Here is a 26,477-nt window from a genome sequence, read left to right on the forward strand (position 1 = left end):
CAATATGTGCCGGTGTCGAGCCGGTGAACATCCCCGAAATTAGGTATTCGGTACTCGTTATCTACCTGAACCAGAGCTGACCGATGCCCTCGCCATAATTGGTGCTCTTTGTTGAAGGAGCACGCGTGGATATTGTTTTGCTGGTCAAGGCCGCGATCATGGGCATCGTCGAGGGGCTGACCGAGTTCCTGCCGATCTCGTCGACGGGGCATCTGATTCTTGCGGGGTCGCTGCTCGGCGGCTTCGGCGACAACCGGGGCAAGGTCTTCGAGATCGCCATCCAGACCGGCGCGATCTTCGCGGTGATCCTGGTCTATTGGCAGAAGATCAAGTCCACCGTCGTGGCATTGCCGCGGCAACCCAAGGCGCGGCGCCTGGCGCTCAACATCCTGATCGGCTTCCTGCCCGCGGTGGTGCTGGGCCTCCTGTTCGGCAAGGTGATCAAGGCGCACCTCTTCATCCCGACAGTGGTGGCGAGCACGTTCATCATCGGCGGTTTCATCATCCTGTGGGCCGAGAAGCGGCCGCCGGGTTCGGTGCGTGTCGAGCACGTGGACGACCTCACGGCGTGGGATGCGCTCAAGGTCGGCTTGGTGCAGTGCTTCGCGATGATCCCCGGCACGAGCCGCAGCGGCTCGACCATCATCGGCGGCATGCTGCTGGGCCTCTCGCGCCAGGCGGCGACCGATTTCTCGTTCTTCCTCGCGATCCCGACGCTGATCGGTGCCGGCGCGTACAGCGTCTACAAGGAGCGCGCGCTGCTCTCGGCGGCCGACATCCCGCTGTTCGCCGTGGGCCTGGTGTTCTCGTTCATCAGCGCATGGCTGTGCGTGCGCTGGCTGCTGAAGTTCATCAGCACCCACAACTTCATTCCGTTCGCCTGGTACCGCATCGCCTTCGGCATCGTGGTGCTGGTGACGGCGTGGACCGGCACGGTGGTCTGGGCGGACTGATCCTGCGGAACGCTCAGGCGGTCGGTGCCAGCGGCATCTGCAGCGCCAGCTGGGTCTCGCCGGGCCGCGACTGCAACTGAAGTTCGGCCCCGAGGCGGCGCGCCCGGGCGCGCAGGCTGCGCAGGCCGGTGCCCGCGCCTTTCTCGGCCCCGTAGACCACGAAGCCACGGCCGTCGTCGCGCACGCTGAGTTTCAACTCGGCGCCCTCGCGCATCACGGCCACATCCACGCGCTGGCTCGCGCTGTGCTTGAGCACATTGGTCAGTGCCTCCTGCAGGAAGCGCAGCAGGTCCAGGCTCTGCGAGGGCGGCAGCTCGAGCGTCTCGAGGTTCGACACCTGCCAGCGGCAGTCGATGCCGTTTGCATCGAGCAGTTGCGAGGTGCGGTGCCGCAGTGGCGCGAGCAGTTCGCCGAACGCGCGCGTACCGTCGTGGCGGCCGGCGGCTTCGATGATCAGCCGCAGGTCGTCGCGCAGGCTCTTGAGCATGGCGAGCAGTTCGGGCGCGGAAAGGTTCTCGGGCGTGCGCTCCAGCGTCGCGATGCTGCCGACCAGCATGCCGCCCAGCCCGTCGTGCAGGTCGCTCGCGAGATTGACCCGCTCGCCGATGCGCGCATGCGCCAGCTCCAGCGCGTGCTGCTGTGCGAGCGTGGCCGCCAGTTCGGCCTTGGCGGCGTTCACTTCCTCGATCAGCTCGGTGTTGAAGTTCTCGATGCGCTCCAGGCTCTTCACGAAGCGCCCGGCCTGGATCAGCGCCATGCCCAGCAGCAGCGCGTAGGACGACATCGTCGTGTAGTAGATGTTGCTGTCGATCACCTGCGTGAACACCAGCAGGTCGTGTGTGCCGGTCACGGCGGACATCGCCATGAACGGCGCGAGCGCGAGCACCGGGCCCCGGCGCATGCGCAGGGCATGGACCAGCGCCGCGCAGCACACGGCAATCGTCATCAGCCCGCCCACCAGCCCCCACACCGCCCGGTGCAAGGGCAGCGACGGCATGCCCGCGGTCCAGAGGTCGATCCAGCCCACGCTCACGAGCAGCAGTGCCGCGATTTCGAGGCGCGGCATGCGCCGTTCGCAAAAGCGCAGCGTGAAGACGAGAAAGGCGACGCTGAACGCCAGGAACGCCGAGGTGTTGAACGCCTGCCAGCTGTGGTTGCTCGTGAAGGGCCAGGGCGTCGTGGCCACGTGGTTGTAGCCGTACAGCAGCCACAGCACGGACATCAGCGCGAACCAGCCGTAGGCCGTCTCGCTGCGGCGCAACACCCACAGCGCCGCAAAAAAAGCGGAGACCACCGCGCTCAGCGCGAGGCCCAGCATCGGGAGGTCGTGGCGAAAAAGGTGCTCGCGCTCATACAGCGCCTGCATCGCGGCCGGCGCACCCAGGCGCACTGGCCCCAGCCCCGGCTGGTAGGGCGAGAGGCCCGAGACGCGCACCAGCAGCGTGTTGGTGGCGCCGGGGCGCAGCAGCGGCGGGGCCAGCAGCCAGTAGCGCGGCGTGTTCCATGAGCGCGTGAGCGGCTCGGTGAGGTTCGGGTCGCGAAGGATCGGCGTGCCATTGAGGAACACCGCGCCGGCCATGTTGAAGTAGTTCAGCAGCAGGCCGGCTTCGCGCGCCTCTGCGGGCTGCGTCCAGGTGAGCCGGTACCAGACCACGCCATCGAAACCGGGCCAGCGGTCGGGCCAGCTGTCGGGCAGCGCGACGGGCGTCCAGCCGTCGGAGGGTGGCGTGGTCTGGTCCCAGCCGGTGCCGCGCACGGCTTCGGCGTGGAGTCCGGAAGAAGGAGGCTGCTGCGCCAGCGCTATCGACGGGGTCGCCACGAAGAGCAGGAAAAGAAGCGCGCCGAGCGATGCGGCAAGCCATGCCCGTGCTTTGGCCCATTGGCTTCGGTGCGCAGGTCGAGGGCCAACCGGCGGTCGATGTTCGGGGAGTGGCATTCCGCTTACCAGTTCTCGGGGATGCCCCGTTGATAACAGAAAGACACACTTCGTCGCGTACAGACGGGCTGCGCCTGGTCGAGCCGAAGCAGAACGGTCAGCGCAACAGTCCGTGCCTGCGTCCCTGGAAGACGGCCTCGGTGCGCGAGGTGACGGCCAGCTTGCGGTAGATGTTCTTGGTGTGGCATTCCACCGTGAGGCGCGAGATCGACAGCGATTCGGCCATGTCTCGGTTGCTCAGCCCCTGCGCCACGAGCTCGAGGATCTTGCGCTCGCGAGGCGTCAGCGCCACAGGCAGCGGGGGAGGTGCGTCGGTGGCCAGCACCGCCGACAGTGAGGTCTGCTGCGCCGCAAGCCAGCCGAGGATGCGGCGCGCGATCGCCGGATCGATGGGCGCGCCGCCTTGCTCGATGCTGCGCAGCGCGATGCTCAGTTCCAGGTCGTCGCGCTCCTTGAGCAGGTAGCCGATGGCGCCGGCACGCAGCGCCGCGAAGATGATTTCCTCGGTCCGCCAGGCCGAGACCACGACGGCGGGTATCTTGGGGCAATGCGCCTGCATCCAGCCGATGAGCTCGACACCGCTGCCGTCGGGCAAGCCGATGTCGACCAGCGCAACGCCGAAATCCCGTTCGTCAAGCAGTTCTTTGGCCGCGGTCACGCTGTCGGCCCAGGCAATCTGTGGTTCGTCGCAGCCGAGTGTCGACAACACGTAGGCGAGCCGCTCGCGCATTGCCGGATCGTCTTCGACCACCAGCGCGGGACTCAAGGAAACGATTTCGACGTCTTCCAGTTGCGAATTGGACATGTGGGCGGGATTCTGAACGGGGCCTGACCTGGTAGGACGTTTTTACTTATAGAGCGTGATTGTTGCAGGGTATTGCTATTTGTATCTTGGAGTCACCCAACTGAAAACAGGGAGACCCGCGAGCGAGCAGGAACTATCGCTCTAATTGGAATATTTCGCTCGGAAAAAGATATGGGCAGGTGCGCGCGGCGATCCCCGGCCACCGCGCGGGCTGCCGGTCAATCGAGCGTGACGCCGCCGCTCAGGTTAACCACCGCCCCTGTCATCGCCCCGGCGTGCGCCGAAGCAACGAATACCGCCGTACTCGCCATCTGGTCCAGCGAGGGCAGCCGTTTCACCAGCAATCCGGCCGGCTTCGCCGCGAGCATCTGCTCGACGGTCATGCCCATGCTCTCGGCCGCAGGGCGGAAGACCTCATGGCTGTGCGACCCCGCGGCGGCCGCCTCCGGGATGGCGTGCGAGCGGATGCAGACGCTGCGGATGTTGAAAGCGGCCAGCTCCCCCGCCATGTGCCGCGTGAGTGCCTCCACGCCCGCACAGGCCACTGCGTGCCCCAGGTAGCCCGGCCCCGGCAGGCGCGAAGCCGGCGTGGACACCGACACGATCACGCCCCCGCCGCGCCTGGCCATGTGCGGCGCCACGGCCTTGGCGGTGAGGAAATTGCTGCGCGTGTAGGCCTGCACGGGCAGAAAGTAGTCCTCCAGCGAGAGCGCCGACACCGGCCGGCCCTGCACGTGCATCACGCCGACGGCGTTGAAGGCGATGTCGATGCCGCCCGCCTGTTCGGCCACCTCCTGGGCGTGGCGCAGCATGGCCTGTTCATCGAGCGCATCGATCACCGCCACATCGGCGCGGCCGCCCGCGGCGGCGATGTCCCTCGCAACGGCGTCGAGCCTGGCGCGCGTGCGGCCCGCCAGGAACACCCTGGCGCCCGCCTGGGCAAAGGCGCGGGCCACGGCCCCTCCGATGGCGCCCCCGCCACCGTGAATGACCGCGCACTGGCCTTGCAATGAAATCGACGACATGAACTTCTCCTTGGTGTGCGCCCAGCGACATGCGGGCGTTCGAACCAAGGACGGCGGGCCACGGCCCGATCCGACAGTGGCGCCGGATTTTTTTCGCTCACACCTGCGGAATGCGCGCCGCGATCACGCCCGGGTCGTACCAGGTGACAGGCCGGATCTCGAACACGCCGGTTTCGAAATCCAGCCGGCGCGCCGCATCGCGGGCTTGCTCCAGGGTGTCGCACTCGACGACGTAGATGCCCATCAGCTGCTCCTTGGTCTCCGCGAAGGGGCCGTCGGTGACCAGCGGGTGGGCCGCGCCCGCGTGGCGCACCGTGGTCGCGGTGTCGGGCATCAGGCGCAGCACGGTGCCCAGCTGCCCCTTGGCCTGCAGTTCGTCGCGCAGGTCGGTGTGGCGCTCGAGCATCTCGTCCTCCACGCCCGGCGCCCAGGCGCCCACGGCGGATTCGGAACCGTAGATCAGGATGGAATAAAGCATCGGTCTTCCTTCGTTGGCTAGGCGTTTGCGGGGGATGACGCCGCCAGCCGATCGAGCTGGCTGCGGATGTGCGCGGCCTCGGCGGCGGTGCGGGCGAGGGCGAGGGCTTGCGCAAAGGCTGCGCGCGCTTCTTGCGCGCGGCCCTGCTGCATCAGCAGCCCGCCCTTGAGGCCGTGGAAATGAAAGTAGGCCGCAAGCGGCCCGGCCAGCGGCCCGATCATCGCGAGCGCCGCTTCGGGCCCGCGCAGCTTGGCAACGGCCACCGCGCGGTTGAGCGTGACCACCGGCGTCGGCTGCAGCGCTTCGAGCACGGCGTAGAGCCGGTCGATCTCGGCCCAGTCGGTGTCGGCTGCGCGGGCCGCCTGCGCGTGCGTGGCGGCGATGGCGGCCTGCAACTGGTACGGGCCGGGTTGCCCGCGCCGCAGCGCGTTGTCGACCAGCGCGAGGCCTTCGCTGATCAGCGCGCGATTCCAGCGGCTGCGGTCCTGGTCTTCGAGCAGCACGACCATGCCTTCTGCATCGAGCCGGACGCCCGCACGCGCATGCTGCAGCAAGAGCAGCGCGGTCAGCCCCATGAGCTCCGGCTCCTCGGGGAACAGTTCGCGCAACAGCCGTGCAAGGCGGATCGCTTCGTCGCACAGCGCCGAGCGCACGTGCTCGGTGCCGCCGCTGGCCGAATAACCTTCGTTGAAGAGCAGGTAGACCGTGGCGCTCACTGCGGCCAGCCGCTTGCCGCGCTCTCGTGCACCCGGCGCGTCGAAGGGAATGCCGGCCGAGGCGACACGCTTCTTGGCGCGCGTGATGCGTTGCTCCATCGCGCTCTCGCCCACCAGGAAGGCGCGTGCGATCTCCCGCACCGAAAGCCCCGAGACGATGCGCAGCGCCAGGGCGATCTGCTGCGTCAGCGGCAGCTCGGGATGGCAGCACACGAACAGGAGCCGCAGCACGTCGTCGCGGTAGTGCGCGTGGTCCAGCTGCTCGACGAGGCGCGCCTCGGCGTCGTCCAGGTCCGAGATCGCGGCCTCGTCCTCGGGCAGCGCCTCGTGCAGGTTGCGCCGCCGCACCTCGTCGAGCACGGCGTTGCGGCCCACGAAGATGAGCCACGCCAGCGCATCGCGCGGCGGGCCGCTGTCGGGCCAGTGCTGCAGGGCGCGCAGGCTGGCTTCCTGGAAGGCCTCCTCGGCCGTGTCCAGGTCGCGAAAGTAGCGCAGCAGCGCCGCGACCGCGACCGCGCGCGGGCGCGAGGCGGTCAGCGTGACGGCGATCCACGACGTGTCGCTCATGCGGGCGGGCTCCGTGATGTCATTGCTACCCCAAGGACGGGCGAGTATGCGTCGGGCCGACACCGGAGCGCAAAAAAGCCGCGTGGACAATCCCCGCATGCCCGATCTTCACGAACTGACCCGGCAATTCGCGCGTCCCGGCCGCCTCGACGCCATCCTGCTGCGTCCCGCGCGGCGCGCGCCGGTGCTGTCGGTCGCGCAGGCGGTCGCTGTGCCGGGGCTCGGACTGGAGGGCGACCGCAGCAGCAGCGCCGCGCGCTCCGGCGGCAAGCGGCAGGTTTCGCTGATCCAGCAGGAGCACCTGCCCGTGATCGCCGCGCTCACCGGCCATGCGCAGGTGGATGCAGAAGGGCTGCGCCGCAACCTCGTCGTCTCGGGCCTGAACCTGATCGCGGCGCGCTCGCTGTTTCGCGATCAGCCGCTGGTGCTGGCCATCGGCGCCGAGGTGCTGCTCGAAATCAGCGGGCCCTGCGAGCCCTGTTCAAGGATGGAAGAGTTGCTCGGCCCTGGCGGCTACAACGCCATGCGCGGCCATGGCGGCGTGACGGCGCGGGTCATCCGTGGCGGCGTGCTGCGCGTCGGCGACGGCATCGAATGCCGACCCGGCGCTGTCTCACAGCAGGTTGCGTAGCGCCGCCTCGACCGCTGCCGCAGTCGCCAGCGGCTTTTCCATCGGGAACAGGTGCGTACCGTCGAGCATCGTGATGCGCCCCTTGGTCACCTGCTCGGTCATCGTCATGCCCACCCGTTTCATTTCGGCCGACTGCCGCCCGCCGATGAACGCTGCCTTGCACTTGAGCGGGTGGCTCCGCAGCAGCGCGCCCAGGTTGTGGGGCAGGGTGTTGTAGATCGCGGTTTCCACGTCGCGGTCGAAGCTGAGTTCGCGGCTGTCCTCGCCCTCGGCGATGCCGTCGAAGGTGCCGTGGTCGATGTAGTCGTGCAGCACCTGCTCGTCCCACTTCGCGAACGCCTTCTTGCTGCGGAAGTGCTCGAACACCGCATCGCGGTGCGCCCAGCTGTTCTTTCGCTTCCGGCTGATGGCGCCCGGCGAAATGCTCTTCATGAGCGGCGTGCGCTTGACCACATTGAGCGTGTTCGCGCGCCAGCCGCCGAGGATCGGCGAATCGATCAGCACCACGCCGCGCGCGAGCGCCGGGTGCAGCGCGGCGCACATCAGGCTCAGGAATCCGCCGAGTGAATGGCCGACCAGGAACACCGGCCCGCCCGCGCGATCGGCGCGCACCTGCGCGAAGTCGGCCAGCTGCTGCACCAGGTGCGGCCAGTTGTCGGTGACGGGGTATTTCGGGTCGTGCCCGAATTTCTCGATGGCATCGACCTCGAAGCCGCGGTTGCGCAGGCTGTCGAGGACGACGCGGTAGGTGCTCGCGGGAAAGCTGTTGCCGTGCGAGAAGACGAGGGGCGGCATGGCCATGGCCGATGCCGGGCTCAGATGAGCTTTTCGTCGGGGGTCGAGATCTTGCGCAGCGGGCTGTGCCGCGTGGCCGGCATCTTCAGCGGATGGTCGGTGGCGGAGTCGTCCCACACCGGGTCTTCGATGCTGTCGAACACCTCGCGCAGCTTCTGGCCCCAGCTGTTGTGCATCATGCGGTAGTAGGGGTTGTCGGCGTCGATGCAGATCACCCGGTCGGTCTCGAACTTGTTGGCTTCGTACACCACCAGATCGAGCGGCAGGCCCACCGAGAGGTTCGACTTCATCGTCGAGTCCATCGACACCAGCGCGCACTTGGCGGCTTCGTCGAGCGGCGTCTCGGGCGTGAGCACCCGGTCGAGCACGGGCTTGCCGTACTTCGACTCGCCCACTTGGAAGTAAGGCGTCTCGGTGGTCGCCTCGATGAAGTTGCCCGCGGCGTAGACCAGGAAGAGGCGCATGCCCTCGCCCTTGACCTGCCCGCCGAAGATGAAGGACACGTTGAAGTCGAGCCCCGCGTGCTTCAGCGCTTCGGCATCGCGGTCGTACACATGGCGCACCGCCGAGCCCAGCACGCGGGCGGCGTCGAACATGCTCTTGGCGTTCCAGATGGTGATCGGGTCGCCTTGGGTGCCGTCTTCACGGGTTTCGCGAAGCTCCTCGATCTGGAGGATTTCGCGCACCGACTGCGAGATGCTCAGGTTGCCCGAGGACAGCAGCACCATCACGCGGTCGCCCGGCTGCTCGTAGACGATCATCTTGCGGAAGGTGCTGATGTGGTCCACGCCCGCGTTCGTGCGCGAGTCGGAGAGAAACACCAGGCCGGCGTTGAGTTTGATGCCTACGCAATAAGTCATGAGTTCGTCTCGCATGAATCAGGCCCGCTCAGGCGGCACTGCGTTCACGCGTGTTCAGTTTCTGGAGGGCATAGAGCGCGTCTAGGGCCTCGCGCGGGCTCATGGTGTCGGGGTCTAGCGCGGCCAGCGCGGATTCTACGGCGCTGGACAGCGGCGTCTCGGCCACCGGAGGGGGCGCAAACAGGTCGACCTGTGCACGAGTTTGCGCATGCTGCGATTCAAGCGCTTCGAGCGCCTGCCGCGCATGGTTGACCACAGCGGCTGGCATGCCGGCAAGCCGCGCGACCTGAATACCGTAGCTCTTGCTGGCCGGGCCGGGTTGCATTTCGTGCAGGAACACGATGTCGCGGCCCGCCTCAGTCGCACTCACATGCATGTTCACCGCGCCGTGGTGCGTGGCCGGGAATTCGGTCAGCTCGAAGTAGTGGGTGGCGAAGAGCGTGAAGGCCTTGCTGCGGTCGTGCAGTTGTGCCGCGATGCCCGCGGCCAGCGCCAGCCCGTCGAAGGTGCTGGTGCCGCGGCCGATTTCGTCCATCAGCACCAGCGACTGCGCGGTGGCGCTGTGCAGGATCTGCGCGGCCTCGGTCATCTCCAGCATGAAAGTCGATTGCGCATTGGCCAGGTCGTCCGCCGCGCCGATGCGGGTGTGAATGGCATCGATCGGCCCGAGCCGGCAGGCGGCCGCCGGTACGTGCGAGCCGATGGAGGCGAGCAGCACGATGATCGCCACCTGCCGCATGTACGTCGATTTACCGCCCATGTTCGGCCCGGTGATGACCTGCATGCGCTGTTGCGGTCCGAGCTGCGTGTCGTTCGCGATGAAGCCGCCGGAGGACTTCTCGGCGAGCCGCGCCTCGACCACCGGATGCCGCCCCTGCTGGATCTCGATGCACGGATGCGCCACGAAGGTCGGCGCGCGCCAGTGCAGCGTGTGCGAGCGCTCGGCCAGCGCGCACAGCGCATCGAGCGTGGCGATGCCGCCGGCCAGTTGCGTGAGCGCATGCACCGAAGGCTGCAGCGCATCGAGCAGTTGCTCGTAGAGCCACTTCTCGCGGGCCAGCGCGCGGTCTTGCGCGCTCAGGGCCTTGTCTTCGAAGGCCTTCAGCTCGGGCGTGATGAAGCGCTCGGCGTTCTTCAGCGTCTGCCGGCGGCGGTAGTTGTCGGGCACCTTCGAGAGCGCACTCTGCGTCACCTCGATGTAGAAGCCGTGCACCCGGTTGAACTGCACCCGCAGGTTGCTGATGCCGGTGCGCTCGCGCTCGCTCACTTCGAGCTTGAGCAGGAAGTCGTCGCAGTTGTCGCTGATGGCGCGCAGCTCGTCGAGCTCCGCGTCGTGGCCGGTGGCGATCACGCCGCCGTCGCGCACCAGCGCCGACGGGTCGGGCTTGATCGCGCTCACCAGCAGGTCGGCGCAACCCGGCGGCGGTGCGAGCCGCTCGGCGATGCGCGTCAGCAGCGGGGCGGAGGCGGGGAGAAGCGGCGCCAGTTGCTCGGCCTTGGCGAGCGCAAGGCGCAGCGCCAGCAGTTCGCGCGGACGCACCTGGCGCAGCGCGATGCGTGCCGCGATGCGCTCCACATCGCTCGTGTTCTTCAGTTGTTCCCGCAGCGTGCGCCAGGGCGCGGCCGTGCCGCCAAGCACCGTCGACTGCAGCGCGCCGATGGCTTCGAGCCGCGCCTGCGCTTCGGTGCGGTCGCGACGGGGCGAGAGCAGCCAGCGCTTCACGAGCCGGCTGCCCATGCCCGTCATGCAGGTGTCGAGCAGCGAGAACATCGTGGGCGCGTCTTCGCCGCGCAGCGTCTGCACGAGCTCGAGGTTGCGCCGCGTGGTGGGCGGCAGTTCGATCAGGTCGCCATCGCGTTCGACAGAGAGGCGCTGCACATGCGAGAGCGCACGGCCTTGCGTGTGTTCGGCGTAACCCAGCAGCGCGGCGGCCGCCGCATGCGCGTTGGTCAGCGATTCGGCGTTCCACGCGGCCAGGCTGTTGCTGCCCATCTGCTCGCTGAGCTTGCGCTCGCCGAGGCCGCCGTCGAACTGCCACGCGGGGCGGATCGAGAGGGTGAACGGCGTTGCGGTGCGGGCGGCTTTCAGGCGTTGCTCGAAAGCCGGCGTCACCTCGGCGCTGTAGAGCAATTCGCTCGGCGCGATGCGCGCGATCCACGCTTCGAGCGCATCGGCCGGGCACTCGGCCAGCCGCAGCTCGGCGCCCGTCACGCTCAGCCACGCGAGCCCGCAGAAATTGCGCGTGCCCGCATGCACCGCGAGCAGCAGCGATTCGCTCTTGTCGTTGAGCAGTTCCGAATCGGTCAGCGTGCCGGGCGTGACCACCCGCACCACCTTGCGCTCCACCGGCCCCTTGCTCGCGCCAACCTCGCCCACCTGCTCGCAGATGGCGACGGATTCGCCCAGCTTGATGAGGCGCGCGAGGTAGGTATCGACCGCATGGAAAGGCACCCCGCACATCACCACCGGCTGGCCGGCCGACTGGCCGCGCTGGGTGAGCGTGATGTCGAGCAGGCGCGCGGCCTTTTCGGCGTCGGCCCAGAACAGTTCGTAGAAATCGCCCATCCGGTAGAACAGCAGCGTGTCGGGATGGTTCGCCTTGAGGCCCAGGTACTGCGCCATCATGGGCGTGTGCCCGGAGAGGTCGCTGGTCGGGGGGAGGGGTTGGGCAGTCGTCGTTTTCACTCGGGGGATTATCGGGGACGGGCGGGCGGCGCTTTCTGCCCCCCGCCCTAAAATCCCCTCGCGCAAACCCCGCGTGAAGAACAACAAGGCGCCCATGGCCCCCCCGGAAGAAATCAAAGGCCCTGAAGCGAACGCGCTGCCGGACACCGCCACCTTGCCCGCGGAACTCGCGGCGCTGTATCTCTGCATGCCGCCGGCCCAGCTTGCCGACCTGCGCAAATCGAAGCGGCCCGAGAAGGGCGGAAGCGCTGGCCCGTCGGTCATCCGGCCCGTCGAAGGCGGCCCGTCCGGCCCCAAGGACCCGGTGCTCTACCAACTCGGCACTCTGCGCGACTACGCAAAGGCCCACACCGCTCCCTCCGACTTCGACACCGCGTTGAACAGCGGCATGCTCGGCTGGGTGTCCGCCAAGCTGCCTTTCTTCGCCGAGCGCGAACCCCGCATCAAGCGCGGCAAGCGCGTGCTCATCGGCGGTGCCTGGGACCGTGCGGACCCGCTGCGCGAGAAGCGCTTCATCGATCTGGCGAAGGGCCGTATCCGTTTCACGTCGCTCACATGCGCCGAAGCCGCGGCGAGCCTGTGGGCCGACGTGGCGAGCCACAGCGCGTTCGCCGAAAAAGGCCTGGCTCTGCTCAGGAGCGAGACACAGGCCATCGAGGCATCGCTCGCAGAAACCGCCCAACTGGCCGCGACCGCCAACCCCGACGCAGCGGCCTGACCCAAGACAGAAAACCTCACGATCGAACATGGACGAGCACCGATGCTGATCAACTGCGTGGCCTACGAAAACGGCGCCAAGCTCGCCGACATTCCGGTCGAGGACATCAGCGACTACATCACCCGCCCCGGCTGCTTCGTGTGGGTGGCGCTGAGCGATCCCTCGCCCGAGGAGCTCGCCGAGATGCAGGCGGAATTCAACCTGCATCCGCTCGCGGTCGAAGACGCCCACCACGGCCACCAGCGCCCCAAGGTCGAGGAGTACGGCGACTCGCTCTTCGTCGTCATGCACCTGGTGGAGCCCTCGGCCGAGGGCGAGCACTGCGTGAACGTGGGCGAGGTCGATGTGTTCGTGGGCCGCAACTACGTGCTCTCGGTGCGCAACCGCAGCCAGCAGGGCTTTCTGGGCGTGCGCGAGCGTTGCGAGCGCGAGCCCGACCTGCTGCGCAACGGCGCGGGCTTCGTGCTCTATGCGCTGATGGACGCGGTGGTCGATCGCTACTTTCCCGTCATCGATGCGCTCGAGGTCGAGCTCGAAACCATCGAGCAGCAGATCTTCGGGCACAGCGGCGCGGCGCGCGACAAGATCAAGCAGCTCTACGACCTGAAGCGCCGCAGCATGACCTTGAAGCGCGCGGTGGCGCCGCTCGTGGAGGCGGCGGGCAAGCTGTACGGCGGGCGCGTGCCGCAGATCTGCATGGGCACGCAGGAGTACTTTCGCGACGTCGGCGATCACCTGGGCCGCATCAACGGTTCGATCGACGCGATGCGCGACACCATCGGCACCGCCATCGCGGTGAACCTGTCGATGGTGACCATCGAAGACAGCGAAGTGACCAAGCGGCTTGCCGCCTGGGCCAGCATCTTCGCGGTGTGCACCGCGTTCGCCGGTATCTGGGGCATGAACTTCGAGAACATGCCCGAGCTGAAATTCAAGTACGGCTATGCGGTGGCGTTGGGGCTCATCGTCAGCACCTGCGGCTATCTCTACTACCGCTTCAGGCGCGCCGGCTGGCTCTGAGTTTGTCTTGCTCCCTCCCCCAGCGGGGGAAGGAGCAAGACCCGATCACTCGTCGTGTGAATCGTGCGTGGCCGCAGCCCCGCGCCGCCAGTAGCCCGACGCGCGGGTCCACTTCGGGTTCGCGCCTCGCTCGCTCACGAGGTGCGCACGCAATGCCTTCGCAATGCCCGACTCGCACCCGACCCACGCATGGAAATCGCCGGCCGGCAGCTTCGCCGTCTTCAGCGCATCGACAAGCACCGTGCTCACGCCGGCCTCGGCGCCGCGCCGATGCACCCATTGCAGCGTGAGCTCGGCCTGCGTGTCGAACGGAATCTGGTCGGCTTCGCTGTCGACCTCCGCCAGAACCACCACCCGCGCACCGGCCGGCAGCTCGGCCAGGCGCCGCGAGATGGCGGGCAGGGCGGTGTCGTCGCCGATCAGCAGGTGCCAGTCGAATTCGGTCGGCACGATGAACGAGCCGCGCGGGCCGCCCACGCCGAGCGTGTCGCCGGGCTTGGCGTTCTCGGCCCATTGGGTGGCGGGGCCGGCGTCGTGCAGCGCGAAGTCGATCTCCAGCGTGTTCGCCTTCGCGTCGAAGCGGCGCGGCGTGTAGTCGCGCATCGTCGGGCGGCCGCTCGCGGGCCAGATCGGACCCTCGGGCCCGGCCGTCGGCAGCGTGAGCTTGCCCGTGGTTGCGTCGGGGAAAAAGATCTTCGCGTGGTCGTCGAACCCCAGGCTCGTGAAGCCCGCGAGGTCGTCGCCGGTGAGCACGATGCGGATCAGGTGCGGCGTCACGCGCTGCACTGTCTTCACCGAGAGCTGGCGAAAGCGAAGGTCGTGGCGCACGCGGCGCGGCGTGCGGTCGGGTGTGTTGGAAGAAGAGGGAGTGGTTGTGAAGTCGGTCATTTCAAAAGAAGAAGTTCAGATGCGCTCTAGCTGTTGAGCGGCGCTGTCGAGCACCGCGGCGAAATCGTGGGCTTGTTGTTCGGTGAGGGGTGTGCCCGACAGGCGCATGCGCATGGCGAGCTTCAGGTTTTCGATGGCGCGCGTGACCTGCGGCGGCCGTCCGCCGCGCGGGCCCGCGCCGTCCACGCCGCCCGTCATGCGGGCCATCATGGCGTCGGCCGTCTCGCGGTTGGCGGCCAGAAACTCCTGGCCGCCCGGGGTGATGGTGTAGCGCTTGCGGCCGCCGTTGTCGGCCGTCTCCACGCTCAGGTAGCCCATCTCTTCGAGCAGCGTGAGGGTGGGGTAGACCACGCCGGGACTCGGCGCATAGCTGCCGCCCAGGCGGTCTTCGATGGCCTTGATGAGCTCGTAGCCGTGCGAAGGCTTGTCGGCGATCAGCTGCAGCAGCACGAAGCGCAGCCCGCCGTGGCCGAACACGCGCCCGCCGCCACGACCGCCGCGGCCTCCGGGCATGCGCTCGTCGCCGAGGTCACCGTCGCCATGACCATGACGGCCACGGCCGCCGGAGAAGCCGTCTCCGTGCTCGCCGCGCGGGGCGTGGCAATGGTGGTTGTGGTGGTGATGGCCGAAGTGGGGGTGTCTCATGTCGAAGTCCTTGATGGATGTATCGAAACGATTTTAGATATATATCTAAAACGAAGTCAAGACAGGGTTTGGCGCATCGAAAGCGAGAGCTGCCCGTTTTTTCCGATGTATCTAATGTTCGGTGCGATATGAACGAAGCGCGCGAACAACTTGCTGCTCATCGCGAGCTTCGAGGGCCATCGACGAGGCGGCGCACTTCGCGGGCGCTGGCCGGGCTCGACGTTCAACAGTTACTGGAGACGTCCCAGGCGGGCCCGTTCGGCAGCAGCCGAATTCGCGCTGCGCCGACGCGCGATGCGCCTGCGACCCGCCGCGGCGGTGCTCGCAGCACCACCACCAGCGGCGCGCCGCCCTCAACCCCGACGGGCAACGAAGCAAGAGACCTCCTCGAAGAAAAACTCACGCAGCTGAACTCGCTGCTGTGGTGCGCCTATGGGGACGGCAACGGGTGGTTCGAAGAAGCAGGGGAGATGCACCGCGGGAACATGATGTGGATCGCTGCGGATCTGGCGCGGGCTGCGGATGAGTTGTTGCAGGCGAGTGTGAGGGGTAGGCGCCGTAATTGGAATTGGTAAATTGCTCCGCTGACTAGGCGCCTAAGAAGGTGGAATCGCTTTTAACTCGCGCTACGAGTTGCTAAAGAATCTCGCAAGATCGCCCTAAGATTCACAAATCCTTGGGCGATCAATCGCACATTGAGCGAGAGTTTCCCGCTCCCCAGCTCCCCGAGCGGCCGTTATTTATTTCGTCCTGCGCTGGCTAAGACTCTCGGCTTTTCTATATCCCAGCTTGCGATAAGACTCGGGACAAATTCGTACTCGGCACTGAGGGAGAAATATGCAACCTCCCGCTCTTCTTCCTGCGAAAGATAGCTCACAAAGAGATCCATTTTCTCAAGTCTTCGTTTAACTCTATCAAATCGTTTTCGCTCATTGAAAAGCTGAACCTCGATATTCGCCACACTAACAAGACCATTGCAATGACTTTCCGACCGAACACCACAGTCAGTACAAACTAGATCCACGTATGTGAATGCCTTGTAGAGGTCTGAGAGCGCAAACTGCCCAAACGATGTTATCCGCAGGGAGTCGATGTCGTCTGAAAAAACGTCGTGGCGAGTCGAGGATTCGATCAGATTTGATGCAAGCAATCTATCTACCCATTGTCGAAAATCAGTGTCCGCTCCAAAGGTTTCTGAGAAAAACCCTCGTATTTCGGACATGGAAACAAAAGATGGAGCCAATGGGTCTTGAGCTATTAAAAGCCGTTTAAGAATTCGTAGGCCTGTAAAATGGGAGCCGCCCTCGCTTGTTCTTATTTGGAAAAGATTAGGGATCTTGCTGAGCTTTTCATCGTAAAAAAGCCTAGTCGGTGTGAGTAACGGCTTAATGACTTGGTGGATAAGTAAGTTCCATCCCGTACGGGACTGCGCCATCTCTGCAGCATTGGTATACCCAGATAAAACTAGGTCCCCAAAAAGATCAAGCGCAAGTCTAATATTTCCATGGGCCGAGGCTGTTACGAATTGATTGAGCGGTGAGGACGGTTCTCTTAAAAAATCCGTTCTAAATAACTGAAAAAATCTAATGATATCGTCCCGTGCTTCGATTTCCGTTTCGATAGCGCCGGCTTTAATCAAGTCGAGAACATAGCCAATGCGCCGACTAAAAACTTCGTCAGGGGTGGGTGCGCTGATGTGAAATGCGCTATTTTGATAGGCGTCAAGCATTCCTCGGATCTTGGATGCATAAAAGCGCTCCTCGCGCATTGAAATGAGCACTAAGCACCCTAGATCTTTACTTACTTCGGCTGCCAGAGAAAAAGCGTAATCTTGCAGCTGATTTTCAAGTTGATCCGTATTGTCAATCGCGACAATGACTCCTCGATGCTGCTTTCTATGCCAGCTAACTAGTCGTCGCGCCACATAGCGTTGGTCGCTCTTCCAGTTCGCAAGTAGCGCATTTAATTTTTCATTGTACAGTTCCGATTCTTCAAAAAAACCACGAAGCTCCTGTTTCTGAGCAACTTCAAACCTGTCTAAAAATAATCGAATTAAATCTTCTCGCTCTCCAATTAGAATATTTTCGGAGTCTAATTTGGAAATGAGGGCGCCCCATAGATGTTCTCGAACGGAAGTAGGATCTTTGGGTGCAGAAAGTAGATCGACAATAATTGACGTGGAGTGCTTTTTTAAATATTGTGGGGGTTTGTGTAAAAGAACTTTTTTGATAAATGTAGATTTTCCTGATCCCTTGCCCCCAAAAAGAATCACTACATCTCCGGCTACTTCTTTTTTGATACCTTTAACCAAGCGATTTGCAAAAGCCCCTCCGCTCTCAGCATCCTCAGTTTCTAAGACGCCATAGGTCTCCATGAAAGGGGAGACCGAATCCCTAATTAAAGTCCGTATGCCTCGTAAATTTTTGTCATGAGCGCGCTGAAAAACGTAGCATTTTTCGACAAACTCTCTGTTGCTTGCATCTATTGGGCCAAAATATTGCTGCACAATTCCGCGAATATGCTTTGCCAAATAATTTGAATTAATGGTTTGGTTGAAAGATGCAATTCGCTCTTTGGGGAAGAATATTTCCCTACTATCTGGGCCACCCCCGTCAAATGTTGATTGCAGACTATGCTGTTCAATAACCGCTGTGTAGCCAATAAGGGCAACGGCATCGACGAAGTTTTCCTCGAACCATGAAATGTCAGATATGACAAGTGCCGTTAAGTCGCGCCAAGCCTTTCCTTTTTGGAATGCTTTAAACAGAATGAATTGCAGCCCGTTCGTAACGGCACCATATTCGCATCCTTCGTCGGCGCAATATCTTTGTGCTTGAATTATTGCTTTTTTTAAATTCTCGCCAGTTAGAAGTGTTTTTGTCTTGACTGCTCGAAATAGTTTTTTGTGGTTGAAGTTTTGCGGTAAATCAAAATAAATTCCTGTGCGCTTCGCTTCGACAATTACTACCGGACTCCCGCTTGGCCGTAGTAAATGATAGTCTGCAAAGCCTTCGAGCGTAGATGGCTCCATTCTAAAAGATCCATTTGGCCAGCCCAAAACATCTCGAAGCAAACGATCAATAATATGAAATCTGGTGTCTGCCTCATTCAAATCTGCGGACTTGGCAAATTCGACGATTTCTTTTGCGGCTAAGTGCGACATTTATCTCTTCTCCTATTTCGTTGCATAGTAGCGGAGAGAGTTCGTGAGCGCGAGGGGCATGGCTTGATTTGGTATCGCACTGGGTAGAAAAAGGCGGCCAGTGGACAGCGATGCTGCAATCGGGGTTAGCAATACGCCGGCCTTTGCTTGGTCCTTGGCTTGGTGTAAGTCGGCTCGGAACGTACCGTCCTCAGCCGTGGGCAATATCCTTTGTTGGACTATTTAGACAGTCGTGCCTGGGGATTGTCAACTTGCCGTCCCCAATTTGTGCTCTGGCGGAGGTGCTGACGAATCACTGAGTAGGGGGACGCCAACGGTACGCTGGTTGGCCCAACAGCGCTGAGACAGACCGTAAGGCGCTACTCCCTCAACCCGCCAACAACCGCCCATTAAAAAGAACCCGAACCGTCCGAACCGTCAGCACAAACAGCGCCACGGTAAGAAGTGCTAGCGATGCACCCGTCAATAGCTGCAACGGCCAAGCCCCCCGCACCCCCGCATACACCACCCCCGCATTCACCATCGCAGCCAGCGGAAAGCTGATCGCCCACCACCCCGCCCCAAACGGCACGCTCCGCTTGAACACCTTCGGCGCCAGCACCACAAACAAAAACAGTCCGAAGTAAAACAACAGCCCCGCAAACAGATCCACCCGCCCCGTGAGGTTCACGTACGCCGTGAACCCCACCTCGAACGGCGCGACAAGAATCAGCAGCGAGGGCGTCATCGCCGGGGCGAGCGGTTCGTGCTGGATCAATCGCGTGACGATCATCGCGAACAGCACGAGCGCCATCACCGAACCCACGGCCGCCGACAGCAGCAGCACCTCGCCCTGCGCTATCGCGCAGCGCAGGCCCAGGCCATGGGCATGTGGCTGCCGGTGACGGGAATGTCCAGCGCGGCGACGCCCGGAATGATCCACGCGGGCACCGCATGCGCGGGGTGGCAGTTGCCGCCCAGCAAGCGCGAGACCACATGCGCGGCCAGCAACAGCGTGGCGACGGTGCTGGCGATCCACATCACCTGGCCCAGCGTGCTGTTGTAGTGGCCGAGCACGGCCGATTGCAGCAGCAACGCAATCGCGATGGTGCCGAAGAAGTTGCCGGCAATCGGATGGTTGAACTCCGCCTTCACGGCCGCCGGGGTGCCGCAGCAGTTTGGCGCCATAGCCGATGGCGAGCACGACGAACACGAAGGTGGCGAAGAGGCCGATCACGTCCGACACCACGCGGGGCACGACTGCGCCGAACTCGGCGTGCGCAAGGCGCCATCCCATCGAAAGGCCCGAGAGGCCCATCACCGCGGCGAACAGGTTGACGGGGAGGTTCTTGATGGACGCCCCAGCAGCAGTGACTGCAGCAGCGGGGCGGGCTTCCATCGCGGCGAGGGCAGAGGTAGCGGAATTTGTCATGCGCGTCAGTCTCTGGCGCATCGGCTTGGGCTGTTACTGCCGTGGGGCGGCGTTTTCTGCCAAATCCGTGCGTTGTCTGACGTGCGTGCGGCCGGCCACCGCCTTTCTCGTGCCGGGGCTCAACCCGCGGCAAGCCTCCACCGCTGCGTCGCCACCGCATCCGCGATGTCGTCGTCGTGCGTCACCAGCATCAGCGCTGCGCCGCGCTCGTCGAGCGCATCGAGCAGGACGGCCATGGCTTCCTGCTGGGACACCGGGTCCAGCCGCGAGGTCGGCTCGTCGGCGAACACGAGCGCGGGCTGCACCGTGAGCACGCGCGCGAGCGCAACGCGCTGCAGTTCGCCGCCGGACACTTGCGAGGGTCGACGCGCCAGCAGGTCGTGCGGCACACCCATCCGGCCGAGGTGCTGCAGCACGGCGGGCCATGCGCAGCGATGCCTTGCCGCCACGTCGCGCAGCGACTGCCCCAGGGTGATCTGCGGCGCGAAAGAAGCGACGGGGTCCTGGTAAAGCTTCTGGAAGGCGGTGGCATGCAGGCCTTCCGCGCGCCGCACCACGCCGCGGTCGGCCGGCATCAGCCCGAGCAGCACATTGCCCAGCGTGCTCTTGCCGGTGCCGCTGGGGCCCTGCACCACGAAGCGGTCGCCGGCGCGAATCTGCAGATCGAGCCCGTCGAACAGCGGCCTGCCGCTGAAGCCCTTGGACAGGCCCTGCGCGCTGAGCACCGGTGCGCCTGCCGAAGCCGAAGCCGAGGCTGCTGCACGTCGGGGCCAACGCGCGGGATCGGCCGCGACGAGCCGCCGCGTGAACGCATGCTGCGGGTTGGCCAGCACGGTGCGGGCATCGCCGCGCTCCACGACCTGGCCGGCGCACAGCACGATGAGCTGTCCGCCGAGCGCCTCGGCCACGCGCAGGTCGTGTGTGATGACCACGACGCATCCACCGCCGCGCTGCACGCCCTGCAGCATCGCCACGGTGTGGTCGCGCCAATGCGCATCCAGGCCCTTGGTGGGTTCGTCGGCCAGCAGGATGCGGGCACCGCCCGCGCAGGCCACGGCGGCGGCGGCGCGCTGCGCCATGCCGCCGGAAAGCTGCCACGGGTACTGCCGCGCGGATGCGGCGAGGCCGGCGGCCTCGAGGTCGTGCAATGCGGCGGCTTCTGCCTGGTCGAACGCGGCGCCGCGCACCAGTTCGTGCGTTTCCGAGAGCTGCGGCGCGATGCGCATCAGCGGGTCGAGCGCTAGGCTCGGCTCCTGGGGCAGCAGCGCGAGCGTGCGTCCCCAGCGCGGGCGTCGTGCGCGGGCGTCGTCGGCGCGGCTCGTCGTGCCGTCGAGGGTGACGCTGCCGCTGGCGCGCAGCGCGGCGGGCAGGTTGCCCATCACGGCCTGCGCGAGCAGCGATTTGCCGGCGCCGCTTTCGCCGAGCAGGGTCAGCACTTCGCCGGCGCGCAGGCTGAAGGACACGTCGCGCAGCAGGGCGCGGGTGCCGACGTGAACGCCGAGGTTGTCGGCTGCGAGCAGAACGGAAGCGGTCATGTCGTTTCTCCGTCGCCGGCCACGAGCATCATGCCGAGCACCACCGCCATCAGCAGCGCCACCGGCGCGGCAATGAGCCAGGGCGCCTCTTCGTAGTGGGGAAGAAACTCCGTCATCATCAATCCCAGTTCGGGTGTGGGCGGCTGCAGCCCCACGCCGATGAAGCCGAGCGCGGCCAGCGCCAGCACCGCCTGCGCGGCACTGAAGGCGAGCAAGGTTCCCAGCACGGGCGCGAGGGCAGGCAGCAAGTGCCGGCGCAGCACGTAGCCCGCACCGAAGCCGAGCAGGCGCGAGGCCTGCACCGCATCGCCCGCGAGCACCTGCCGGCTGGCGGCGCGGCAAATGCGGAAGTATTCGACCCACAGCGACAGCGACAGGCCGATGTACAGCGCCCAGTGCCGCCCCGGCGCCAGTGCGGCGAACAGCAGCACCAGCAACAGGCCCGGCACCGAGAGCACGGCATCGGCCAGCATGACCAGCGCGCGTTCGATGCGCCCGCCGCGCCAGCTCGCGGCCACGCCCAGCAGCACGCCGGGGACGGCCGCGGTCAATGCCGCGAGCAAGGCCAGGCCCAGCGAGAGCCGGGCCGCATGCGCGAGCCGCGCGAGCACGCTGCGGCCCAGCACGTCGGTGCCGAGCCAATGGGCCGCACCGGGCGGCAGGAGCGTGTCGGCGAGCGTCTGGCGGGCGGGGTCGATGCCGATCAGCTCGGGGCCGAACAGCGAGAACGCGGCGACCAGCGCGAGGATGCCAAGGCCCGCGCGGCGGCGGATGGCCGCGCGGCGCGCGCCGCGGCCAGCGAGGTCGAGCGGGGCCATGTCGATCAAGCTGCCGCTCATGCCGCCGCTCCCATGCGCCGGCGCGGATCGAGCGCGAGGCAGGCCGCATCCACCAGCAGGTTGAACACCACGAACAGCAGACCCATGCACAGGGCTGCGCTCTGGATCATCGGCACGTCGCGCCCGAACACCGCATGCACCAGCGCATGGCCGATGCCGGGCCAGGCGAACAGGGTTTCGACGACGACCGTGCCTTCGACCAGGAACACCGCATGCACGCCGAGGTAGGCCACCACCGGCGTGGCCGCCTGGCGCAGGCCGTGGTGCACGAGCGCCTGCCTGTCCGACAGGCCCTTGGTGCGGGCGAATTCGAAAGACGCGGAGGCGGCCGCCTCGCGCATGGCGGAGCGGGCCACGCGCGCCAGCCCCGCGGCCAGCCCGAGGCCGAGCGTCAACGCAGGCAGCAGCAGGCTGCCGCCGTGGTCGTCGCCCGCAACCGGCACGGCGCCCAGGCGCACCGCCACCACCACCATCAGCAGCACGGCGAGCAGAAAGGGCGGCAGCGCGCGCAGCACCACGGCCAGCGCCAGCGTGAAGCGGTCGACCCATCCGCCCGCATGCAGGCCCGACCAGATGCCCAGCGGCAAGCCGACGACGGCCGCGACGAACACCGAAGCCGCTGCCAGTTCGATGGTCGCCGCGAGTTGATGCGCCACTTCGCGCCACACCGCATGGCCGCTGACCAGCGAGGTGCCGAGATCGAGCCGCACGATGTCTCCCCACCAGTGCAGCAGCGCGAGCCACAGGGGCCGGTCGAGCCCGAGTTCGAGGCGCACGGCATCGGCCGCCGCGTTGCTCACGAGGTCGTAGCCGTAGCGCCCCGCGGCGATGCGGGTGGCCATGTCGCCCGGGAGCGAGCGGGCCATGAAGAAGCACACGGTGCCCACCAGGAGGCCGAGCGCGAGGATCTGGATGGCGCGGCGCAGCAGCATCGCGGTCCAGGCGGTGCGGCTGGGGGTGATGTCAGGGGTCATGGTCTTGAGGGTCTCGATGGTCTGGTTCACGCGGACCACCTCATGGCGGTGAGCCGGTAAGAGCGTTCCAATGGGTCGAGGCTCACGCCTTCCAGGCGCCGGCCCACCGCCACTTGCTGGCGATACCAGGCGATGGGGATCACCGGCAGCTCGGCCTGGAGCACCGCCGTGACCTGCGTTCGCAACGCCGCCGCGCGTTCTGCCGATGAAGTGCCGCGCGACAGCTCGGCCAGCGCGCGGGCGACCGCATCGCTGCGCCAGCCCATGGCGCCCCAGTCGCCGCCCGAGGTGCCGAAGTCCTGCATCAGCGTGCCGGTGGGGGCGGGCACGGTGGCGTAGTTGCGCGCGGCCAGGCCCAGCTGCAGACTGCCGTCGCGGTGGCCCAGGGGAATGTCGCCCGAGTTGCCGATGGCGACCTGCACGGCGATGCCGGCCTGCCGCCATTGCTCCTGCAGCGCCGATGCGATGAGCGGCAGCTCGGGCCGGTCCGGGAAGGTGCGCAATGACAGGCGAAGCGGCTGGCCCGATGCGTCGCGCAGACCGTCGGGCGCACGTCGCCAGCCGGCTTCGGCCAGCAGCCTCGCCGCGGCGTCGGGGTCTTGCTTCAACGGCGGCAGTGCACTGTGGTGCCAGGCCTTCATGGTGGGCGGAAAGAGCTGCGTGGCCGCCAGCTCGGGGTCGCGCAGCAGTGCCTTGGCGATGCCGGGCCGGTCGATCGCGAGGCTCAGCGCCTGGCGCACGCGAACATCGTTCAGTGCGGGCAGTCCGGCGTTGACCTTGAGGATCACGGTGCGCGGCAGCGTGACGGTGTCCACGCGCACCTGGCCGCGCTTGCGCAGCCGCACCAGGCTCGCCGGATCGAGGCCGTAGGCCAGGTCGGCCTGCCCGCTTTCGGCCATGAGCGCGCGGGTTTCGGAGCGGCCGGCCGCCAGATACCGCACGCGCTCTATGGCGGGCCGGGGGCCGTCGTAGCCGTCGAAGACTGCTGCCTCCACATGCTGCGGCGGCGCCATCGACACCACACGGTAGGGCCCGCTGCCGACGATGCTGCGCACGGCGCCGTCCGGCCCATAGCTTGCGGGCGCGAGCACCATCGTGCTGCTGTGCGCGAGCAGTGCGGGCAGCGCGCCGTAGGGCTGCGTCAGCCGGACCACGACGACACCCGCGCCCTCGGCCTCCACCGCGCGGATCGGCGCCTGGCTCAGCAGGGCCGGCGCCACGCGCGCGGCCTGCAGGCTGCGCACGACAGCGGCCGCCGTGACCGCGGTGCCATCATGAAAACGCGCGGCGCCGCGCAGCGTGAAGTGCCACGCGAGGCCGTCGTCCGACACGCGCCAGCGCCCGGCCAGGCCCGGTAGCGGCATGCCGTCGTCGCTCGCATTCATCAGCGTTTCGGTGACCTGCATGCGCGTGAACACGTGGCCGCTGCTGGCGGGGGACAAGCCCGCAATCTCCCAGGGGCCGACGATCTGCAGAGGTGCGCGCGTCGTGGCCGGCTGCGCGCGCAAGGCCGTCGATGCGGCTGCAGCGGGGCCGGCAGTGGCCAGCAGTTGGAGCGCGCGGCGGCGCGTGAAGTCGGGCAGCAATGTCATTTCAGAACTTGGCCTGCAGGCCGACGGTGATGCTGCGCGGGCTTCCGGGCGTTACCCACACGCGGCTGTACGAGCTCGCGTAGTAGGTCTTGTCGAACAGGTTGTCGATGTCCAGCGTCAGGCGCAGCGTGGGATTGATTCGCCAGTACGCGACCAGCTTGGCGGTGGTGTAGGCCGGCAGCTCGAACGCTTGCGTGCCGGCCTTGGCCTCGGCCTGCGCACGGGCCTCGCCCAGGCGCTTGCCCATGTGCGTGACCCCGCCGCCGATGCCGTAGCGCTGGCCGTTGGCCAGACCGTCTTCGTACACCGCGAGCACGCTGCCGTTGACGCGCGGCACGTTGAGCAGCCGGCCGCCGACTTCGAGCGTGTTGTCCCTGACGATCTCCACATCGTTGAGCACCAGGCTGGCGGTCAGGCGCCAGTGCTTCGACAGCTGCCCCGAGAAGTCGAACTCCAGGCCCCGGCTGCGTATTTCCCCAGCCGCCACCGAGTAGCCCGCGTTGGCAGGGTCGGAGGTGAGCACGTTGCGCTTGCGGATGTCGAACAGCGCGGCGGTGGCGCCCATGCGCTGGTCGGCGCTCTCCCACTTGGTGCCCAGTTCCAGCGAGCGGCCGGTCTCGGGCGCGAAACCGTTGGCGGCGACGTCCGAGCCGGTGTTCGGCCTGAACGAACGGCCTGCGTTGGCGTACACGGTCCATTGCGGTGTCGGCAGCCAGCTCAGGCCGATGCGCGGCGAGGTCGACGAGGGCTCCTGGCGGGCCGTGGTGGCGTTTCTGCGGTTCAGCAGCGACTGGCTGTAGTTGTCCGCGCGCACGCCCGCCACCAGCCGCCATTCGGGCGACAGCCTGATCGCGTCCTGCACATAGAACGCGGTGTTCTTCTGGTGCTCCAGCGTGTCGGTGTTGGCGGTGGGCACCGGCTGGCGCTGGCCGTAGACCGGGTTGTAGATGTTGATGGCATAGGGCCTTGCGGCGGTGGGGTTCGCGCGCAGCATCAGCGTGTCCATGTCGAAGCGGAAGCTCTCCACGCCGAACAGCAGTTCGTGTTCGATGGCGCCGGTCTTCACGTTGCCCTGCAACTCGGCCTGCAGTGCGATGTCGTTGGAGCTGAAGTCGCGAAAGCGCCGCTGCCGCGTGAGGCTGCCGTCGGCCCGCAAGACGGTGGGCTCGGTGGCGAAGCCGTTCACCGAAGTCTCGCGGTACGACACGCCCACGCGGCTGCGCCAGGCGGAATTCCATTCGTGCGACAGGATGAACTGGTGCGTCTGGTTCTTCACCGTTACGTCGCCGTCGGCCGGCTCGCCGAGGAAGCGATCGCGCGGCACGGCGCCCAGGCGGTTGTTGACGGCCACCACGCCCCGGTCCAGCGGCGTGGCATGCCGCAGGTACTCGCCGGAATATTCCAGCACCGTGTCGCGGCCCAGCTTCCAGGTGAAGGCGGGGGCGACCACTTCGCGCCGGGCGTCGACGTGGTCGCGAAAGCTGTCGCGGTCTTCGGCCGCCACGTTCAGGCGATAGGCGAAGTTCCCGCCGATCGGCCCGGTCAGGTCGAGCGCACCGCGCTTGAGGCCCTGGCTGCCGGCATACACCTCGACGGCGTTGGCCGGTTTCCACAAGGGCCGCTTGGACACGATGTTGAGCGTGCCGCCGGGTTCGCTGCTGCCGTAGAGCGCGGCGGCCGTGCTCTTGAGGAATTCGATGCGCTCCACGCCGGCCAGGTCGCGCGGCGCATTGAAGCCGCGGTTCGAAGAGAAGCCATTGAACAGCGTCGCCATGCCGGTGTTCTCGTTGCCCGGAAGCCCGCGGATGGCGATGTTGTCCCAGAGCCCGCCGAAGTTGTTCTGGCGCGAGACGCCGCCCACGTAGTCGAGCACATCGTCCAGCTTGGTGGCGCCCAGGTCGTCGATGGCCTGCCGCGTGACGATGCGCACGGACTGCGGCAGCTCGCGCAATGGCAGGTCGCTCTTGGCGCCGGCCGCTTCGTCCGCGTGGTAGGCGCCGGACTCGGTGCGGCCGACGACTTCGACGGTGGTGAGTTGCCCTTGTGCGGCCGCAGGAGGTGCATCCGCGGACTGGGCCATCGCCTGTCCGGAAAAAAGCGCCGAGGCCGCCAGCGCGAGCGGGAGACGGCGAAACAGAAAGACGCGGCTGTTCGCGCGTGCGAGATCAATGGGAGTCATGAATGGCAATCGACTGCACGCCACCGCCGTGCATTCGAAGAGCCGGGCGCCGTGCAAAAAC

General features: G+C 66.1%; 23 protein-coding genes. 5 read left to right on the forward strand and 18 right to left on the reverse strand.

Features of this window, described 5'->3' with window-relative positions:
- Positions 1 to 125 precede the first annotated feature (125 nt).
- A complete protein-coding gene (locus ACSFA7_RS14780) occupies positions 126 to 953 on the forward strand; it encodes an undecaprenyl-diphosphate phosphatase (protein WP_435500061.1) in 828 nt (275 codons plus the stop codon).
- A 13-nt stretch (positions 954 to 966) separates the two neighbouring features.
- Here ACSFA7_RS14780 and ACSFA7_RS14785 read toward each other — a convergent pair whose 3' ends face one another.
- From ACSFA7_RS14785 to ACSFA7_RS14805, 5 genes are all read right to left on the reverse strand, one after another.
- Positions 967 to 2,772, reverse strand: a complete 1,806-nt coding sequence (locus ACSFA7_RS14785; RefSeq protein WP_435500062.1) for a sensor histidine kinase — start codon at positions 2,770 to 2,772, stop codon at positions 967 to 969.
- Positions 2,773 to 2,986: 214 nt separating this feature from the next.
- The gene (locus ACSFA7_RS14790) at positions 2,987 to 3,694 is read right to left on the reverse strand and encodes a response regulator transcription factor (protein WP_435500063.1); all 708 of its coding nucleotides are present in this window, start codon (positions 3,692 to 3,694) and stop codon (positions 2,987 to 2,989) included.
- A 218-nt stretch (positions 3,695 to 3,912) separates the two neighbouring features.
- Positions 3,913 to 4,719, reverse strand: coding sequence for an SDR family NAD(P)-dependent oxidoreductase (locus tag ACSFA7_RS14795; protein WP_435500064.1), 807 nt, complete (start codon positions 4,717 to 4,719; stop codon positions 3,913 to 3,915).
- Between the two features lie 97 nt (positions 4,720 to 4,816).
- On the reverse strand, positions 4,817 to 5,197 hold the full coding sequence (locus ACSFA7_RS14800; protein ID WP_435500065.1) for a YciI family protein: 381 nt from the start codon (positions 5,195 to 5,197) through the stop codon (positions 4,817 to 4,819).
- Positions 5,198 to 5,214: 17 nt separating this feature from the next.
- Positions 5,215 to 6,480, reverse strand: coding sequence for an RNA polymerase sigma factor (locus ACSFA7_RS14805; RefSeq protein ID WP_435500066.1), 1,266 nt, complete (start codon positions 6,478 to 6,480; stop codon positions 5,215 to 5,217).
- Positions 6,481 to 6,577: 97 nt separating this feature from the next.
- Here ACSFA7_RS14805 and ACSFA7_RS14810 point away from each other — a divergent pair, with 97 nt between their 5' ends.
- Positions 6,578 to 7,111, forward strand: a complete 534-nt coding sequence (locus ACSFA7_RS14810; protein WP_435500067.1) for an MOSC domain-containing protein — start codon at positions 6,578 to 6,580, stop codon at positions 7,109 to 7,111.
- On the opposite strand, the gene ACSFA7_RS14815 is transcribed toward ACSFA7_RS14810, so the two are convergent.
- Genes ACSFA7_RS14815 through mutS form a run of 3 tightly spaced genes read right to left on the reverse strand, consistent with a single transcriptional unit; the run spans position 7,094 to position 11,392 of the window.
- Positions 7,094 to 7,912: an alpha/beta fold hydrolase gene (locus tag ACSFA7_RS14815; RefSeq protein WP_435500068.1), complete on the reverse strand. Its 819-nt coding sequence runs from the start codon at positions 7,910 to 7,912 to the stop codon at positions 7,094 to 7,096. The genes ACSFA7_RS14810 and ACSFA7_RS14815 overlap by 18 nt on opposite strands.
- 14 nt (positions 7,913 to 7,926) lie before the next feature.
- Positions 7,927 to 8,766 (reverse strand): proteasome-type protease, encoded by an 840-nt coding sequence (locus ACSFA7_RS14820; RefSeq protein ID WP_435500069.1) that lies wholly within the window; start codon positions 8,764 to 8,766, stop codon positions 7,927 to 7,929.
- A gap of 28 nt (positions 8,767 to 8,794) precedes the next feature.
- Positions 8,795 to 11,392 carry a DNA mismatch repair protein MutS gene (gene mutS / locus ACSFA7_RS14825; RefSeq protein ID WP_435500224.1) on the reverse strand — a complete coding sequence of 866 codons (2,598 nt, stop codon included), beginning with the start codon at positions 11,390 to 11,392 and terminating at the stop codon, positions 8,795 to 8,797.
- Between the two features lie 154 nt (positions 11,393 to 11,546).
- Here mutS and ACSFA7_RS14830 point away from each other — a divergent pair, with 154 nt between their 5' ends.
- Complete coding sequence (locus ACSFA7_RS14830; RefSeq protein WP_435500070.1) at positions 11,547 to 12,170, forward strand: hypothetical protein; 624 nt, start codon at positions 11,547 to 11,549, stop codon at positions 12,168 to 12,170.
- A 42-nt stretch (positions 12,171 to 12,212) separates the two neighbouring features.
- A complete protein-coding gene (corA, locus tag ACSFA7_RS14835) occupies positions 12,213 to 13,190 on the forward strand; it encodes a magnesium/cobalt transporter CorA (RefSeq protein ID WP_435500071.1) in 978 nt (325 codons plus the stop codon).
- A gap of 45 nt (positions 13,191 to 13,235) precedes the next feature.
- Here the strand turns inward: corA and ACSFA7_RS14840 are convergent, their stop codons facing one another.
- Entirely contained in the window at positions 13,236 to 14,078 is an 843-nt protein-coding gene (locus ACSFA7_RS14840) for a siderophore-interacting protein (RefSeq protein ID WP_435500072.1), read from the reverse strand.
- Between the two features lie 15 nt (positions 14,079 to 14,093).
- Positions 14,094 to 14,723 (reverse strand): PadR family transcriptional regulator, encoded by a 630-nt coding sequence (locus ACSFA7_RS14845; RefSeq protein WP_435500073.1) that lies wholly within the window; start codon positions 14,721 to 14,723, stop codon positions 14,094 to 14,096.
- A gap of 128 nt (positions 14,724 to 14,851) precedes the next feature.
- Here ACSFA7_RS14845 and ACSFA7_RS14850 point away from each other — a divergent pair, with 128 nt between their 5' ends.
- On the forward strand, positions 14,852 to 15,298 hold the full coding sequence (locus tag ACSFA7_RS14850; protein ID WP_435500074.1) for a hypothetical protein: 447 nt from the start codon (positions 14,852 to 14,854) through the stop codon (positions 15,296 to 15,298).
- Between the two features lie 161 nt (positions 15,299 to 15,459).
- Here the strand turns inward: ACSFA7_RS14850 and ACSFA7_RS14855 are convergent, their stop codons facing one another.
- From ACSFA7_RS14855 to ACSFA7_RS14895, 8 genes are all read right to left on the reverse strand, one after another.
- Entirely contained in the window at positions 15,460 to 17,886 is a 2,427-nt protein-coding gene (locus tag ACSFA7_RS14855) for a hypothetical protein (protein ID WP_435500075.1), read from the reverse strand.
- A 367-nt stretch (positions 17,887 to 18,253) separates the two neighbouring features.
- A complete protein-coding gene (locus ACSFA7_RS14860; protein WP_435500225.1) occupies positions 18,254 to 18,712 on the reverse strand; it encodes an SLAC1 family transporter in 459 nt (152 codons plus the stop codon).
- A gap of 11 nt (positions 18,713 to 18,723) precedes the next feature.
- A complete protein-coding gene (locus ACSFA7_RS14865) occupies positions 18,724 to 19,020 on the reverse strand; it encodes an SLAC1 family transporter (protein WP_435500226.1) in 297 nt (98 codons plus the stop codon).
- 396 nt (positions 19,021 to 19,416) lie between these two features.
- A complete protein-coding gene (locus ACSFA7_RS14875; protein WP_435500076.1) occupies positions 19,417 to 20,832 on the reverse strand; it encodes an ABC transporter ATP-binding protein in 1,416 nt (471 codons plus the stop codon).
- Positions 20,829 to 21,671, reverse strand: coding sequence for an ABC transporter permease (locus ACSFA7_RS14880; protein WP_435500077.1), 843 nt, complete (start codon positions 21,669 to 21,671; stop codon positions 20,829 to 20,831). Before ACSFA7_RS14880 ends, ACSFA7_RS14875 begins: the two co-directional genes overlap by 4 nt.
- A complete protein-coding gene (locus tag ACSFA7_RS14885) occupies positions 21,668 to 22,645 on the reverse strand; it encodes an ABC transporter permease (RefSeq protein WP_435500227.1) in 978 nt (325 codons plus the stop codon). Before ACSFA7_RS14885 ends, ACSFA7_RS14880 begins: the two co-directional genes overlap by 4 nt.
- Positions 22,646 to 22,671: 26 nt before the next feature.
- Positions 22,672 to 24,237 (reverse strand): ABC transporter substrate-binding protein, encoded by a 1,566-nt coding sequence (locus tag ACSFA7_RS14890; RefSeq protein ID WP_435500078.1) that lies wholly within the window; start codon positions 24,235 to 24,237, stop codon positions 22,672 to 22,674.
- 1 nt (position 24,238) lies between these two features.
- Positions 24,239 to 26,416: a TonB-dependent siderophore receptor gene (locus ACSFA7_RS14895; RefSeq protein WP_435500079.1), complete on the reverse strand. Its 2,178-nt coding sequence runs from the start codon at positions 26,414 to 26,416 to the stop codon at positions 24,239 to 24,241.
- Between the last annotated feature and the right edge of the window lie 61 nt (positions 26,417 to 26,477).

Origin of the sequence: Variovorax trehalosi (assembly GCF_051216415.1) — a bacterium.
Taxonomy (GTDB): domain Bacteria; phylum Pseudomonadota; class Gammaproteobacteria; order Burkholderiales; family Burkholderiaceae_C; genus Variovorax.

Excerpts from the sequence above, each read along its gene's own strand:
- ACSFA7_RS14790 (WP_435500063.1), bottom strand. The coding sequence starts at position 3,694 with ATGTCCAATTCGCAACTGGAAGACGTCGAAATCGTTTCCTTGAGTCCC.
- ACSFA7_RS14795 (WP_435500064.1), bottom strand. The coding sequence starts at position 4,719 with ATGTCGTCGATTTCATTGCAAGGCCAGTGCGCGGTCATTCACGGTGGC.
- ACSFA7_RS14800 (WP_435500065.1), bottom strand. The coding sequence starts at position 5,197 with ATGCTTTATTCCATCCTGATCTACGGTTCCGAATCCGCCGTGGGCGCC.
- ACSFA7_RS14805 (WP_435500066.1), bottom strand. The coding sequence starts at position 6,480 with ATGAGCGACACGTCGTGGATCGCCGTCACGCTGACCGCCTCGCGCCCG.
- ACSFA7_RS14810 (WP_435500067.1), top strand. The coding sequence starts at position 6,578 with ATGCCCGATCTTCACGAACTGACCCGGCAATTCGCGCGTCCCGGCCGC.
- ACSFA7_RS14815 (WP_435500068.1), bottom strand. The coding sequence starts at position 7,912 with ATGGCCATGCCGCCCCTCGTCTTCTCGCACGGCAACAGCTTTCCCGCG.
- ACSFA7_RS14820 (WP_435500069.1), bottom strand. The coding sequence starts at position 8,766 with ATGACTTATTGCGTAGGCATCAAACTCAACGCCGGCCTGGTGTTTCTC.
- mutS (WP_435500224.1), bottom strand. The coding sequence starts at position 11,392 with ATGATGGCGCAGTACCTGGGCCTCAAGGCGAACCATCCCGACACGCTG.
- ACSFA7_RS14830 (WP_435500070.1), top strand. The coding sequence starts at position 11,547 with ATGGCCCCCCCGGAAGAAATCAAAGGCCCTGAAGCGAACGCGCTGCCG.
- corA (WP_435500071.1), top strand. The coding sequence starts at position 12,213 with ATGCTGATCAACTGCGTGGCCTACGAAAACGGCGCCAAGCTCGCCGAC.
- ACSFA7_RS14840 (WP_435500072.1), bottom strand. The coding sequence starts at position 14,078 with ATGACCGACTTCACAACCACTCCCTCTTCTTCCAACACACCCGACCGC.
- ACSFA7_RS14845 (WP_435500073.1), bottom strand. The coding sequence starts at position 14,723 with ATGAGACACCCCCACTTCGGCCATCACCACCACAACCACCATTGCCAC.
- ACSFA7_RS14850 (WP_435500074.1), top strand. The coding sequence starts at position 14,852 with ATGAACGAAGCGCGCGAACAACTTGCTGCTCATCGCGAGCTTCGAGGG.
- ACSFA7_RS14855 (WP_435500075.1), bottom strand. The coding sequence starts at position 17,886 with ATGTCGCACTTAGCCGCAAAAGAAATCGTCGAATTTGCCAAGTCCGCA.
- ACSFA7_RS14875 (WP_435500076.1), bottom strand. The coding sequence starts at position 20,832 with ATGACCGCTTCCGTTCTGCTCGCAGCCGACAACCTCGGCGTTCACGTC.
- ACSFA7_RS14880 (WP_435500077.1), bottom strand. The coding sequence starts at position 21,671 with ATGAGCGGCAGCTTGATCGACATGGCCCCGCTCGACCTCGCTGGCCGC.
- ACSFA7_RS14885 (WP_435500227.1), bottom strand. The coding sequence starts at position 22,645 with ATGACCCCTGACATCACCCCCAGCCGCACCGCCTGGACCGCGATGCTG.
- ACSFA7_RS14890 (WP_435500078.1), bottom strand. The coding sequence starts at position 24,237 with ATGACATTGCTGCCCGACTTCACGCGCCGCCGCGCGCTCCAACTGCTG.
- ACSFA7_RS14895 (WP_435500079.1), bottom strand. The coding sequence starts at position 26,416 with ATGACTCCCATTGATCTCGCACGCGCGAACAGCCGCGTCTTTCTGTTT.